The 14,288-nt window shown below is 43.9% G+C and carries 12 protein-coding genes; 6 read left to right on the plus strand and 6 right to left on the minus strand.

The window, feature by feature from the left end; all coding sequences use genetic code 11:
• The first annotated feature begins 85 nt into the window (after positions 1-85).
• The 3 genes from NSQ68_RS20270 to NSQ68_RS20280 are packed head-to-tail and all read left to right on the plus strand — an operon-like array spanning position 86 to position 3,475.
• Positions 86-1,177, plus strand: a complete 1,092-nt coding sequence (locus tag NSQ68_RS20270) for a glycosyltransferase (protein WP_342427006.1) — start codon at positions 86-88, stop codon at positions 1,175-1,177.
• 58 nt (positions 1,178-1,235) lie between these two features.
• Positions 1,236-2,330, plus strand: a complete 1,095-nt coding sequence (locus NSQ68_RS20275) for a glycosyltransferase (protein WP_342427007.1) — start codon at positions 1,236-1,238, stop codon at positions 2,328-2,330.
• Positions 2,331-2,380: 50 nt separating this feature from the next.
• A complete protein-coding gene (locus tag NSQ68_RS20280; protein WP_342427008.1) occupies positions 2,381-3,475 on the plus strand; it encodes a glycosyltransferase family 4 protein in 1,095 nt (364 codons plus the stop codon).
• An 89-nt stretch (positions 3,476-3,564) separates the two neighbouring features.
• Here the strand turns inward: NSQ68_RS20280 and NSQ68_RS20285 are convergent, their stop codons facing one another.
• The 4 genes from NSQ68_RS20285 to NSQ68_RS20300 are packed head-to-tail and all read right to left on the minus strand — an operon-like array spanning position 3,565 to position 8,893.
• Positions 3,565-5,418 carry a beta-glucoside-specific PTS transporter subunit IIABC gene (locus tag NSQ68_RS20285; RefSeq protein WP_342429146.1) on the minus strand — a complete coding sequence of 618 codons (1,854 nt, stop codon included), beginning with the start codon at positions 5,416-5,418 and terminating at the stop codon, positions 3,565-3,567.
• Between the two features lie 5 nt (positions 5,419-5,423).
• Positions 5,424-6,533, minus strand: a complete 1,110-nt coding sequence (gene eutH, locus NSQ68_RS20290) for an ethanolamine utilization protein EutH (RefSeq protein ID WP_342427009.1) — start codon at positions 6,531-6,533, stop codon at positions 5,424-5,426.
• A gap of 11 nt (positions 6,534-6,544) precedes the next feature.
• Positions 6,545-7,579, minus strand: a complete 1,035-nt coding sequence (locus NSQ68_RS20295; protein WP_307353352.1) for a Gfo/Idh/MocA family oxidoreductase — start codon at positions 7,577-7,579, stop codon at positions 6,545-6,547.
• A gap of 33 nt (positions 7,580-7,612) precedes the next feature.
• Positions 7,613-8,893: a DUF4038 domain-containing protein gene (locus tag NSQ68_RS20300; protein WP_342427010.1), complete on the minus strand. Its 1,281-nt coding sequence runs from the start codon at positions 8,891-8,893 to the stop codon at positions 7,613-7,615.
• A gap of 244 nt (positions 8,894-9,137) precedes the next feature.
• On the opposite strand from NSQ68_RS20300, the gene NSQ68_RS20305 reads away from it, so the two are divergent.
• Positions 9,138-10,166, plus strand: coding sequence for a LacI family DNA-binding transcriptional regulator (locus NSQ68_RS20305; protein WP_342427011.1), 1,029 nt, complete (start codon positions 9,138-9,140; stop codon positions 10,164-10,166).
• Positions 10,167-10,279: 113 nt separating this feature from the next.
• Here NSQ68_RS20305 and NSQ68_RS20310 read toward each other — a convergent pair whose 3' ends face one another.
• Together NSQ68_RS20310 and NSQ68_RS20315 are read right to left on the minus strand one after the other, a co-directional pair.
• Positions 10,280-11,185 carry an NAD(P)/FAD-dependent oxidoreductase gene (locus NSQ68_RS20310; protein ID WP_342427012.1) on the minus strand — a complete coding sequence of 302 codons (906 nt, stop codon included), beginning with the start codon at positions 11,183-11,185 and terminating at the stop codon, positions 10,280-10,282.
• Positions 11,186-11,298: 113 nt separating this feature from the next.
• On the minus strand, positions 11,299-11,697 hold the full coding sequence (locus NSQ68_RS20315; protein WP_342427013.1) for an RrF2 family transcriptional regulator: 399 nt from the start codon (positions 11,695-11,697) through the stop codon (positions 11,299-11,301).
• Between the two features lie 158 nt (positions 11,698-11,855).
• Here NSQ68_RS20315 and NSQ68_RS20320 point away from each other — a divergent pair, with 158 nt between their 5' ends.
• Together NSQ68_RS20320 and NSQ68_RS20325 are read left to right on the plus strand one after the other, a co-directional pair.
• The gene (locus NSQ68_RS20320; protein ID WP_342427014.1) at positions 11,856-13,781 is read left to right on the plus strand and encodes a BglG family transcription antiterminator; all 1,926 of its coding nucleotides are present in this window, start codon (positions 11,856-11,858) and stop codon (positions 13,779-13,781) included.
• Positions 13,782-13,903: 122 nt separating this feature from the next.
• Positions 13,904-14,272 (plus strand): PTS lactose/cellobiose transporter subunit IIA, encoded by a 369-nt coding sequence (locus NSQ68_RS20325; protein WP_342427015.1) that lies wholly within the window; start codon positions 13,904-13,906, stop codon positions 14,270-14,272.
• Positions 14,273-14,288 lie beyond the last annotated feature (16 nt).

The raw sequence follows: 14,288 nt of genomic DNA on the forward strand, positions 1-14,288 counted from the left end.
GGGCTTCTATAAATCAGACCTCTTTTAAAACCAACTTTATGTTTGAACTGCATCCTTAGATGGTTCCCAAAGGAGTGGTGCTCAATTGATCAGTATCAGCCTGTGCATGATCGTCAAGAATGATCAAAATACTATTGGCCGTTGCCTGGAATCGGTCCATCCTATTGTGGATGAAATCAACATCGTGGACACGGGTTCACAGGATCAGACCATTGACATATGTCGCAACTTTACAGATCGAATTTTTCCATTTGAATGGGTAGATCATTTTGCCCTTGCACGTAACTATTCGTTTGAACAAGCTACGCAGGAGTACATTCTCTGGCTGGATGCCGATGATATTTTGAAGGAGCAGGACGCCGTCAAGCTGCTTGAGCTGAAGCAAACCCTTGATTCCTCAGCCGTACCAATCGTGGATTCCGTGTCTATGAATTATCATTATGCCTTTGATGATCATGGCAATGTCACCCTACATTTTCGTCGAAACCGCTTAGTCAGAAGGTCAGCTGGGTTCCGCTGGCACGGAGCCGTGCATGAGTACCTCGCCGTAGACGGGAATATTCAACATGCCGATATCGCCATAACTCACACTAGAACACACACGGTCTCTCCAGGGCGAAACCTGCGAATCTATGAGAAATTGCTCGCCCAAGGTCATACCTTCTCTCCTCGTGACCTCTACTATTACGCTAACGAGTTAAGGGACAATAAAAGATATGAGCAGGCTGTGCAAGTTTACCACGATTTTCTGGATACTGGACAATGCTGGGTAGAGGACGCGATTAGTGCATGTAGCAAAATGGCCGATTGTCTACAACAGCTTGGCAAGCTGGAGCAAAGCATTACGGCGGCTCTCCATAGTTTGACCTTCGATATGCCCAGGGCAGACCTGTGCTGTCGGATGGGTCATTATTTTTTGCATAAAAATGAGATCTCCAAAGCTATTTACTGGTACGACATGGCTACCACTCTGAATCCTCCCGACACGATGGGCCCGGTACAAGACGCGTACCAAACGTGGTTTCCTCATATCCAGCTATGCATTTGCCATTTTCGGATGAAGGATTACACACGTGCGAATTGGCACAACGAGCAAGCTGCCACTTACATTCCCAACGACCCGCACGTCCTGCATAATCGACAATTCTTCAGCTCAATCCTGAATCCTCCCCAATAAAGGTGTCCCCCATACTCACCCCTCAATCTTTAAGTAAGTCAAAGGAGGAACAAGCGGAATGCAACAATCGAATCGGTACAAGATAGCTGTCTATGCCATTAGCAAAAATGAAGCCCGATTCGCCAAACGCTGGATGCACACCATGCGTGAAGCCGATGTTGTCATTGTAGCGGACACCGGCTCTACAGACGATACTGTTTCCCTGCTACGCGAAGCGGGTGCAGAGGTGCATCGTATCCAGGTAACTCCTTGGCGTTTTGACAAAGCTCGCAATGAGTCCCTACGGCTGGTCCCTGACGATATAGATATTTGTGTCTGTACGGATCTGGACGAAGTCTGGGAGGAGGGTTGGCGGTCGCGGCTGGAACGCAACTGGAAGGAAGGAACTACCCGGATGCTGTATGCCTTTACACATGGACAGCCTGGGCAAGATACCGTTTATACATGGTTCTGGAAAGAAAAAATACACACTCGTCACGGGTACCGCTGGGTACGCCCGGTTCACGAAGTGCTTGAATATATCGGGGAGGGTGAAGAACGCAGCATCCGATCCGACCAGCTCCGCTTGTATCATGATCCCGATCCGCACAAGTCACGCAGCCAATACCTTCCACTGCTGGAGCAGTCTGTGCGCGAGTTTCCCGAGGATGACCGCAACATGCATTACTTGGGGCGGGAATATATGTATCATGGCCGTTGGGACGAGTGCATTGCTACACTGCAACAACATCTTGCCATGCCGCAGGCGCGCTGGGCAGATGAACGCAGCGCTTCGATGCGCTTTATTTCTAGAGCCTATAAAGCAAGTGAACAATGGCAGGAGGCAACACGTTGGTTATACCGGGCTATTGCGGAAGCACCGTATTTACGTGAACCTTACACGGAAATGGCTCAGCTGGCCTATCATACACGGAATTGGTCCGCTGTCCATCATATGGTTGAAGAAGCGTTGCGTATTTCAACACGACCGGATACGTACATGCAAGAGGATTTTTGCTGGGACGCCACACTGTATGATCTTGGTGCCCTCGCTTGCTACGAGTTAGGCCTTTTACACAAAGCTTGTGAATTTGCGAGAAAAGCAACAGAGTATTCCCCGGAAGATCCTCGCCTCAGCCATAATTATGCGCTGATTCGAGCCAGGATTCCATAGAACCCACACCCCGTCCTGTAGGTTGAATAACTTGGTATAAGAGCTTGTGGTTGGCAAAGGAGGTTATTGAGATCAAAGTTCTATTTACTTTTTATATACCCAGCGGCGGCGTAGAAACCTTGAATCGCCAGCGCTGTAGAGCGCTCATTCAGGACGGGATCGAATGTCATCTTCTCTATTATCAGCAGGGTACAGGGATGCAAAACCTGCACGGCGATATTCCAGTGTTCACGACTTCCTCTGAAGAAGAAATTCGAAAACTGGTGGAGACTCATCGCTACGATGCAATTATCGTCTCTTCGGACTACCCTATGCTCCCCAGATTGCGAATGTTGGGCTATCAGGGGATATTGATCTATGAATCGCAGGGCTTTGGCCCTCACGAAGAAGCGGCTTGGGTTGTTGCAGATGCAGTTCCATATCTTCAAAATTACGCCGATGCAGTGCTCCTACCAGATACGACTCATTTAGTGAATCTTTTCTCCACCATGTGTCCATGGCTTAATCGCTATGTCTTTCCAAACGTGCTGGATACCAGCGTATTTAATTATGTACCTAACACTCCTCCAGCTAATCCGGTTATTGCCTGGGTTGGGCGGCTAGAGCCCAACAAGAACTGGAGGCATTTTGTCGATATTTCTTACTGGATGCTGCAGAACCGTGCCGATCTTCGAATCTGGATGTTTTATGATGAAACATTGTCACAGCCGGAGGATAAAATACAATTCGAAAAAATGCTTACTCAGCTTGGCATGTCCTCCATTATCGAGCGTTTTAAAAGTGTGCCTCATGCCAATATGCCCCTGTATTACTCCATGATTGGCGACTCAGGCGGCTACTTGCTATCGACCTCATTGGTGGAGGGATTCGGCTATGCGGTTGCTGAGGCGATGGCCTGTCGTTGCCCGGTATTAAGCTCTGATTCAGACGGAGTACGAGCATTCATCGACCACAACGAAACCGGTAAATTTTATCAGCAGGGAGACATCTTGCAGGCGATACTGCAAGGACTAGACCTGATGAACAACGTACCTCAACGCGAATCTATCCGCGAGAAAGGACTGGCGCGAATCGTTAACCTGTTGGCACCGGATAAATATGTGCGTTCCTTCAGACAGATGATGAACACGCTAGGTGTGAGGTAACTAAAAAATAGCTGACGACAACCCTTTTTATATACGGGGCATCGCCAGCTTTATCTTGCCTTTTTATTCTTGAATATTGGAATTGGAAGCTATCTAATCTTTAGTAAGCGGTCTCCTGCATGAATATCCTTGGAATCTTCAACTAAGATATCCGTGTACACGGCTGTATTGGTTACAATGACGGATGTGGTAATATCATATCCGTCATCCTTTATAGCTTTGGGATCGAATTCAACCAGCTTGTCCCCTTTTTGAATCGTATCTCCTTCAGATACAAAGGAAGTGAAATGTTTTCCTTTCAAGCTGACCGTATTAATTCCAATGTGAATGAGCAGTTCAACTCCGTCCTCAGAAATAAGCCCGATGGCATGCTTTGTCTTGAAAACGGTAACAACAGTTCCGTTAAATGGTGCATAGGCTACCCCTTCCTTCGGTATAATAGCGGCTCCCTGACCCATCGCACCACTGGAAAAAGCTTCATCTTTTACTGCGGTTAAAGGAATCAATTCACCATGTAGAGGACTGAATATCGTTTTTTCTTCCTCTTTGTTTTCATCTGCAACCTTAATTTCAGACGCAGGTTTTGCATTTTTATAGCCGAAAAGATAGGTCAGAATAAATGCGACTACAAAAGCTACAACCAAAGATATGATAAAGCCGATGAAGCCTGCGTCCATGCCTTTTGGATTAATGAATAGAGGTATACCAAAAATACCGCCTGAGGCAAATCCATATGCCGTTGAGCCGAGTAAGCCTGCTGCAGCTCCTCCTATACCTCCAGCGATCGAGGCTAAAATAAACGGTTTTTTGGTGGGGAGCGTAACCCCGTAAATAGCGGGTTCAGTAACCCCCATCAAACCCGCAATTGTAGCAGAAGTGGCGATGGGTTTTAATTTAGGGTCCCGTGATTTCAAAGCGATGGCAAAAGCTGCACCTGTTTGGGCAAACGTAGTGCAGAATAACATACCGTTAATCGGATCAAACCCGTTCGTAACTACATTATTCAAGAGAATTGGAATAAACGCCCAATGGAGACCAAAGATAATAATAGCCTGCCAGAATCCAGCCAGAACGAGACCAGCTACAGCCGGACTTAACTGGTAAATCCACATAGAGCCTTTGGCTAACCCATCGCTGATTATAGTTGCGATCGGCCCGACAACCAGAAAAACAATCGGTGATATGATGACCAAGGTCAGAAACGGCACAATGAACATTTTAATGGAGGCAGGTGCATACTTACTTATCATTTTTTCAACTCTAGCTGCCAAGAACGCCCCAATAATGATAGGTATAACAGAAGAAGTATAATTAATCAGAACGACAGGTATCGTCAAAAAGGACAGCGCCGTTTTATCCGTAAAGGCGGAAGTAATGGTCGGATACACCAAGGCGGCCCCCAAAACAGCAGACAGGTACGGGTTTCCTCCAAACTTTTTACCTGCTGAAAACCCTAGAATAACCGGAAAGAAATAAAACATAGCGTCTGCTGTCGCATATAAAATTTTATACGTGCCCATCTGATCAGTCATCCAGCCCAGGGATGTGCATAAGGCCAATAGTCCTTTTAGAATCCCCACAGCAGCGAGCACACCTACAACGGGCATAAACACACCTGAAATTACATCGACAAATCGGCTGAATAGGCTCGCTTTTTCATTTTTTTGATCGCCTTCAGCTACCTGGTCTCCATGCTTTACTCCCATCGTATCCAAAAGAGCTTCATAAACTTTGGGAACTTCATTCCCAATGACCACCTGAAATTGGCCACCACTTTCCACAACGGTAATGACCCCGTCAATCTGCTTGATCTTTTCTTTATCTGGCAATTGATTATCCTTCAGTTTAAATCTCAATCGAGTGACACAGTGAATGACACTGTTCACATTTTCATTTCCACCCACGGCATTCAATACTTCTTTGGCTGTTTTTTTATGATCCATCATGTTCACTCCTTCTTGGATGCGCTTTCTATTTTTCTATTCGTAGTCGCTGGATGTGCAATAACTGCGACAATTACGGCACTGATCCCGCCTGCAAGTTTACCCACGATCATGGCAATCACCATACTCTTGTCCATTCCTGCTATAAAGCCAAGATGTCCTCCCAGAACGAAAGATCCACTGACAGCAAAAGCAATACTGATTACTTTTCCTCTGGGCTCCATTTCTTTAACTAAAGTAAAAGTAGGAATATTATGAGCAAGACTAGCTACCAGACCCGCAGTAGCCGATGGATCTATGTTTAGCAAACGTCCTGCTCGTTCAAGCGGATTTTTAAATATTTTTGTAATACACGCAACCAACGGAAACGCTCCAGCCAATACAATAGCAATCGTTCCAACCGTTTGCACACCGACAGACAATGGAGACATATTGGGAATGATCACAAATCCAGTTAAGGTTTCGACCCCAATCGCTACCAAACCGACAAGAGATAGAAGCCGAATGCCGTTGCCAAACCACTTGAACCATCGGATCGTAAGCTCCGTAAATAGACGTAAACCCAGCATAATGATTATTGAAAGAAGCATAGGAATGATCAGATTTTTCAAAATCATCATCACGTCAAATCCGGCGGTCATTCCCCCTATGAAACAGCCAACGGGAATGGTACTGATACCGATCAAGATACCTTTTGCAAAATATGGATGATCCTCTTTTCCCAAAATGCCGAGGGCAACCGGAATCGTAAATACGAGCGTTGGGCCAAACATGGTCCCCAGAAAAACCCAGGAAAACAAACCCGCTTGCTGGCTGTGCGCCATTTCTGCCGCAAGTGCGTATCCTCCCATATCTACCGCCAATATCGTATTAGCAAAGGATGCCGGATCGGCACCCATTGCCACATATAACGGTGAAACCATGGGAATCAACCATGAGGCCAGTACAGGAGCCAAGGAAACAATCCCTATCATGACCAGAGCAAGAGAGCCCATGGTCATGAGCCCATTGTTGAAGGCTTGTCCCAGACCCCAGCGATTTCCCAAACATTGATCCAATGCACCGAGCACTAAAAAAAGAGCGATAACATACATCACAATATCGTTAATGGACATCCTGTCGCCTCTTAATACACATGAACTTTATGATTTTCTGCGCTGTCATAGGTGTCGAATACAAGCTGAAGGGTCTTGATATTGTCGTGGCCACTCGTTTGAAACTCTTTTCCCGTGTTGAGGCAATCTATAAAATGAGCCTGTAGCTTTTTATGGCTTTCCTCATAGTTTAATTCAGTCTTTTCAGCCAATACTTTTTCGACTCCCTGATTATTAATGAGAGATAGTTTACCTGTGTTATACAGTTTTAGGGTGGCCTGATCGCCTTCAATCACCAGCTGTTCTTTATGATCAGGAAGGACCTGCTCCGGCAGTTGCCCATTCAGTTCCCTACGAGTCGCCCAACTCATATCCATAAGACCAAAATAATGTTCATAACCTAACATGATAATGCCCGTGTCTTCTCCCTGTGTGTATGGGCTGACCCGCTTGGTTTCCGCATACAAACGCTGAGGTTCACCGAATAAGAAACGCCAAGTATCCAGCCAATGAACTCCCATTTCATAAAACAAGAGCTTGGGCATATCTCTGAAGAATGGCTGCGGCAGCACTTTTTCCGGAGCAAACCTCGGCGAATAAAAATCGGTATGCGTATAACGTATAACATTCATATTCCCAACGATATTCTCTGCCAGCAATTTTTTTATAATTTGAAAAGGTCCAAGCCAACGCCAATTTTCCGTCACCATAAGTCTGACTCCTGCCGCTTCAGCAATACTTACCATCTGCTCGGCTTCCTCCACTGAACGTGCAAAAGGTTTTTGGCACATAATATGTTTTCCGGCTGCGGCCGCCAGTCGAACCAGTTCCAGATGTGTCTCAGGAGGTGTAATAATGTCCACGACATCAATATCCGCTTCGCCTAGCATCTCCTCCAGGCTGGTATAACAATATTCAGTAGGGATATGGAATTGAGCTGTTTTTTCAAAAAGTAAGCCTTTATTTTGATCACAAAATCCTTTGATTTCTGCATCCGAGATAAACTGCCATGCTTTGATATGTTTCTCCGACCAATATCCCGTTCCAATAACGCCGATTTTCCACATGTTGCTTCACTCCATCCACATTCTTCTCTGTTTTTATTTCGTTCCGATGATGACAACATCACTTTCAAAGCTGTGCATGTCTATTACCGATTGATCCTCCTGAACGGACACCTCAGTTTGAGCAAACCGCTTCCCTGTTAAATCAATCGTTGTAAACTTGTAATCCTGCACGTTGATATTTAGTCGTACTTTCGTATTAAATGGGACATACAAGATCATGGAATTCTCATTCCCCGCAGCTCTGATTTCCTCTGTCTTGTTTAAAACAATATCCAACGGCTTTACGCCAATCAGGTTATACATTTCAAACAAATATTTAATAAAGGAATAATCCCATGCGCCCTCAAATCGCAATGCTGTTCTCCAATCATAAGGACTATCGAATCCTTCCCCTTCTACAATGCCGAATTTCTTTCCTTTCTTGTGCCAGCTCCAAATGCCATGCGCTCCGTAGGTGATTCCCGCCCCCCCGCCTGCAAGGAGGCTTTGCCATGCTGCTTTTCTGGCATCCAGTGCAGTGTATCTGCCATACACATTGCGGCTGTAACTAATTTGTTCATAACATGGCTCCCCATTAATGACAGGCCGTATATCTGGCTTATGATAGAAATGTTGAGCAATCTCATGGGCTACATGCTGAAACTCGGAATTATGTCCTGATTGATACATATAGAATCCAAGACCCTTGTGTTTCTCAAAGGCTGGAGGAATTTCTCTCAATCTCCCTTGAATATGCAGCGTAGTTAAGCTTGCCGGGCTTAATTGTTGTACAATTTCCAGTGCTTTTAAATAATAGGAATTGGCACGTTCGGTTGGAAAATCACTATCCCCGCTAATCAGAAAAATAGGATCAAATGGAGAAAAACGGTTTACGACATACGTTACATAGGGTTCAACGCATTCAAACGGCATTTTATTACCTTTTTGGAACATTTCAGCCCATGTATCCGGCACATAGTTACACCACAACAAGACCAGTGCCGGAACAAATCCACGCTCTATAGCCATTTTCAACATGATTTCTGCCCGATCAAAATAAGCTTCGTTTAATGTATGGTAGTCGAAACCCCCATTTTCCAGTAATGCAAACGGCTGTAGATTCAGATCCGATTCACTTGCGTCCCATTGTCGGAGCATGTTGATTTGCAACACATTGAAACCTTGCATCTTCCGATAGTCAAGATAATCGCCCCACTCCTCTATCGTCGCGTTGGTAAATACACTCCACACCGTATCTGCCAAATAAAAAAAAGGGTTTTCCTCTTTGGTAAAACTTCTTTGATTTTCAGCAATGTTTAAACTCAAATGAATCACCGTTCCTCTCTTGCTGTATGCACACAATTCTCTAAACAAAACTAAATAAAAAACTAAACTTATATGTGTTTTACGTGAAAAGAACTAAATTAAAGCGCTTTACACTTGAATATTAACATTGTTAATTATAAAAGGTCAACAAATTTTTACCTTTAGTTATTTAGTTTAGTTTAGTTTATAAGCTAAACTTTCTTGCTGAGTAATGATATAATTTATGTAGTTTAGTTCAATAGGGGGTTCCACATTGAAAATTGATGATATTGCAAGGCTTGCAGGTGTTTCTAAATCTGCTGTTTCTCTTGCTTTTAATAACAAACCCGGAGTCAGTGAAGAAACCAAGGAACACATTCTAAAAATAGCCCAAGAGCATGGATATAAACCACGCACCATGAAGACAAGCAAGGAAGTTATTAAAAATCATCATGTGATTCGTTTTGTGGCCTGTAAAAATACAGACATCGTAACAGAGCACTATGATTCACTTCCATTTTTTAATGAATTAATTCATCATATTACCAATCAGGTGAGAGAACATGGAAACACCTTGATTTTTTCGTCTTTTGATAGCCATAGCCTCGAAGAAGAATTATCTGCTTTGGAAAAAGACCAACCCTCTTCAGGCATACTTCTGCTTGGCACCAATTTAACTTCCGAGATTATTCATTCCATACAATCCATTCATTCCAATATCGTGATTTTGGATACCTGCTTTGAACACGTTGATGCCAGTTTCGTATCTATTAACAACTATCTTGGTGGATATCAGGCAGGCCAATATTTAATTCAGTCAGGACACAGAAAGATAGGATACGTACAATCCAGTACCAGAATTCTGAACTTTAAAAAACGAAAGGAAGGGTTTATGGCGGCTTTAGAGGAGCATAATCTTTCCATAGAAAATGGGCTTACATTTGATATGCATCCCATGCTTGTGATGTCACAGGACGCATTTAAAACAGCTATTCATGAATTGGATGAGCTACCTTCGGCCCTATTTTGCGAAAATGATTATATGGCGATCAGTGCCATTAAAACGTTTCAGGAGATGAACATTCGAGTGCCTGAACAAATTTCCATCATGGGCTTTGATAATATACATGAAGCGAAGGTCATTAGCCCGGAACTCACAACCATTCATGTGAAAAAGGATATTTTGGCCCGAACTGCTGTAAACTTGCTTATGGAGAGGCTTAACAATCATCAGGGGCATCATACTCAGGTTCTTGTGAATACAGAGGTTATTGTAAGAAGGTCTTGTTTAGTCACAGAATGACCTATGATCATTGGTTCATTATTGCTTACTCTCTCTATGATTTTTAGAATAAAGCCGCCATGTTGGCGGCCTTTTCTATCATCGGATTCCATATGGGATATTTCAATTTCTCGTTATTCGTTGAAATCTTCCTCTGTCAAATCCATATTTACGCTTGCAGCGGTTCGACTGCCGTCGGCCGCAGCAAAAATCAACTGAGAAGGCATGAAGTACGAAGAATCCCCGGCAGCATATACACCAGGTATGGAGGTTCTTCCCGCTTCATCCGTCTTGATCCCGCCCGACTCCGTTCTTTCACAGCCCAAATGTTCTCCAAACGGTGCACTTTGTACAAACTGGGGAGTCACAAAGCCGCCGACCCTCGGGACTTGAGTACCATCCGTAAAGCGCACATGCTCAAGCTTTCCATTATGACCGATGAACGCCGCAACAGATTGCTCCATTACCACAATTCCCTTGGATTGAAGCCGTTCTTTTTGCTCGTCCGACAGGGATTCCTGACCGTTCGTACAGACGATCAAATCCTTACTCCAGTTAAGGAGTAGTTTGGCTGTATGAAATATAGCTGCCGATTCAGAGACGAGGACAAGCGGTTGATCCCGCAACTCCCAGCCGTCGCAATAAGGGCAATTAAATAAACTTTTTCCGTATAACGGATAAAAACCTTCGATCTTGGGGAATATCTCCTTTACGCCCGTCGCCAATATCAATTTTCGCGCTTGAACGCGAAGGCCTGACGAATCAAGTACCTCAAATCCAGATTCGTTTTTTGTAATCGAAACAACCTCGGTTTGCAGATGATGGACAGACGGATAACGCAACACTTCCTCATAAGCTACACGGCGGAACTCGGCCGGCGTTACGCCGTCTCTCGTAATAAAACCATGCGACGCATGCGTAACCGCATTTCTGGGCCGATTATTATCAATCAAAGCCACACTTCTCCTTGCCCTGCCCAGCACGAGGGCTGCATTCAACCCAGCGGGCCCTCCGCCAATAATAGCGCAATCGTATAGCATAACACCCAACTCCCTTTCAAAGATATTAAAGACTCCTTATATCTGCGATAAAAACAAAAAAAATGCTTTACATAATTGGCAATCACCCTCTTTCTATATAAAGTCGCTACCTTTTAAACTTGTGTTTGCTTTTGCGCCAAATCGACCAATTTCGTATTTTTTAGATGTCGTTCCATTTTCTCCTCTGCTTCCCTCATTACAGCTTGAATCAGGCACTCCGATCCGTGGACAAAATCACATTCAAACAAAGAATTCGTACCTTCAATGGCATGGATGATATCCAAAAAAGTAATATCATCTTTATGACGGGATAGGCGATAGCCTCCATTGGCTCCAGAAACGGATTCGATCATTCCGGCCTTCACAAGCCTCGTCAAAATTTTTGAAAGATAAGTTGGTGAAACACTTTGGAATTCGGCCAATTGCTGAACACCTACTGGCTTAACCGACGAATCAGCAACGAGCATGAGCATGGTGTGCAGCGCATAATTTGTGGCTTTTGTAAATTTCATAACTACACCTCAATCAAAGACTTATTGTGTCTACTATATCGCTGAATCTGCGGGTGTGTCAAGGTCATCTAGGATTCGCACTGTTGTCAATCCTTCTTTTGGTTACGCTCTAACCATTGTATACTGTTCATCAGAAACAGCTAAGAAGGGGGCTCGTTGTGCGTATTTTTGATATTCTTCGTATATTGGTTGCTGAACAGATGGTCAAAGGAGAACACTTGGCAAATGCATTGAAGGTATCTTCTCGAACGATACGAACGGATTTAAAGGAATTGGGTGCGCTGTTGTCAAAGCATGGAGCAGCAGTTAAACCCCTTAAAGGAACAGGCTACAAGTTAGAGGTTCGGGACGAACAAGCATTTCATCATCTGCTGAAGCAATTAAAGGATGATGAAAATAATGTGCCCTATCCATTAGCGAGTTCTTCTGAAGCTAGAAATCGTTTTTTAATGAAAAAGCTGTTGCTTACTAACGCATATGTCAAACTTGATGATTTAGCCGAAATGCTGTATGTTAGTCGATCCACTTTACAGAATGACCTCAAAGAAGTACGTAAATTACTGGCAACTTACGGACTATCCCTAGAGAATAGACCCTATTATGGTATTCGAGTCAACGGTAATGAGGCCAAGCTGCGTTATTGCATTTCCGACTATATATTTAATAGGTTAGATGAAATAGGCGAGCAGCAGGTGTCCCCCCCTCCTCTGATCTCTAACGAAGAGATGGAATTCATAAGAGAAGTAATTCTGGATCGTATTGAGATCAATGATATTCAGCTGTCGGACATCGCCCTGAACAATCTGGTCATTCATATTGCTATAGCATGTAAGCGAATTCGCGAAGAAAGGTATGTATCGTATTATCCGCAAGAGATGAAAAAAATCGAAGCGCAAAAAGAGTTTAGGGTGGCGACTGAGATCGTATCCGCCTTGGAACAAAACATGAAGTCCTCCTTTCCACTTGTTGAAGTTGCGTACATTGCTGTTCACCTGTTGGGTGTAAGGACCGTCGTTAGTGCACGTATGGATGAAGTGGAGATTAAACAGATCATTGATAAAGATATTTACGAACTGACTATCGAAATACTAGACCAAATTGATCAGCAGTTGAAGATGAACATTCATAACGATCAAGAATTGCTGATTGCATTTTGCCTACACCTCAAACCGGTGATCAACCGTTATCAATACGGAATGAATTTGCGTAATCCTATGCTGGATGAAATCAAAGCCAATTACCCGCTTGCCTTTGAAGCAGGTATCATTGCTGCGGAGGTCATCAAGCAGCGGCTTCATATACACATCGAGGAAAATGAAATTGGGTATTTAGCCATTCATATCGGAGTCGCGATGGAAAGAAAGAAAATGGAGGGCGCACCCAAAAGATGTATGATCGTGTGTGCTTCTGGACTCGGCAGCGCTAAGCTGCTGTATTATAAGCTTCAATCGGTCTTCGGTTCCAGGTTAGATATCGTGGGAACCACTGAATTTTATAAGCTGAAACAAATGCCGTTGGATGCACTGGACTTTGTCATTAGCACGATTCCCATTTCAGAACCGCTTTCTATCCCCATGATCCATGTGAATACATTTTTGGGCAGTTCCGATATTACGAAAATTGAACAAGCCATTTCTGAGGCCAGACTTCCTGCTGTGCAGTATGTACGAAAAAAATTGGTCTTCCTTCAGCAGAAGTTTGAGAACAAACTCCAAGTGCTTGAATTTATAGCCGAAAAAATACACGAAGCAGATCTTGTAAAAGGCCCTCTGCTGCAATCGGTGATAGAGCGTGAAGCCGTTTCCCCCACTTCATTTGGTAACTTTGTCGCGATCCCGCATCCGATGGAACCTTTCGCAGATTCTACGTTTTGGGCCATCTGTACATTACAAAAAGCTATCGACTGGGATGGCAAGCCGGTACAATTTATTTGTATGCTCTGCATACAGCGTACCAAATCAGAAGATTTACAGACTATGTATCATATTTTGCTTGAAATTTTAAATAATGAACAGCTCGTCCAGCAGCTTATTCGCTGCAAATCGTATGCAGAATTCATAGAAGTGTTGCATAAAAATGCTTGAACATAAGGAGTATGAAGAACGATTTATTTCCGTTAAGAAGAGGAAATAATGTGTGTTATGTTGAAAGCGATTCCAAATTATAATAGCCACACGAAGGGAAGATTGAAAGGAGAGAAGATCACATGAATCATGATGAATCTACTGAACACGACGTGAACATGGAGGACATGGATGATACAGAGATTGTATTCCAAATTATATTATACGCAGGGAATGCACGCAGCTCGGCCATGGAGGCGATTGAGCTTGCAAAGGCGGGGAAATTTCGTGAAGCCAAAGAAGAATTAGCCTCAGCAAAAAAGGAACTGGTGTCCTCCCACAAAATTCAAACCAGAATCATCCGTAAGGAAGCAGCGGGTGAAAAAACAGAGATGTCCGTCATGATGGTGCATGCTCAAGATCATTTGATGAATGCCATCACCATTCGCGATATGGCCTCAGAGTTTGTAGACCTGTATGAACGCATGGATCAATTCATACCGAAATCGTAGAGGGAGGGGCGCTATC

The sequence above is a fragment of the Paenibacillus sp. FSL L8-0158 genome (genome assembly GCF_038592965.1).
Lineage (GTDB): Bacteria > Bacillota > Bacilli > Paenibacillales > Paenibacillaceae > Paenibacillus > Paenibacillus polymyxa_D.

Coding starts and splice junctions, on each gene's coding strand:
- NSQ68_RS20310 (WP_342427012.1), bottom strand. CDS start 11,185: ATGCTATACGATTGCGCTATTATTGGCGGAGGGCCCGCTGGGTTGAAT.
- NSQ68_RS20285 (WP_342429146.1), bottom strand. CDS start 5,418: ATGGATCATAAAAAAACAGCCAAAGAAGTATTGAATGCCGTGGGTGGA.
- eutH (WP_342427009.1), bottom strand. CDS start 6,533: ATGTCCATTAACGATATTGTGATGTATGTTATCGCTCTTTTTTTAGTG.
- NSQ68_RS20275 (WP_342427007.1), top strand. CDS start 1,236: ATGCAACAATCGAATCGGTACAAGATAGCTGTCTATGCCATTAGCAAA.
- NSQ68_RS20325 (WP_342427015.1), top strand. CDS start 13,904: ATGAATCATGATGAATCTACTGAACACGACGTGAACATGGAGGACATG.
- NSQ68_RS20295 (WP_307353352.1), bottom strand. CDS start 7,579: ATGTGGAAAATCGGCGTTATTGGAACGGGATATTGGTCGGAGAAACAT.
- NSQ68_RS20315 (WP_342427013.1), bottom strand. CDS start 11,697: ATGAAATTTACAAAAGCCACAAATTATGCGCTGCACACCATGCTCATG.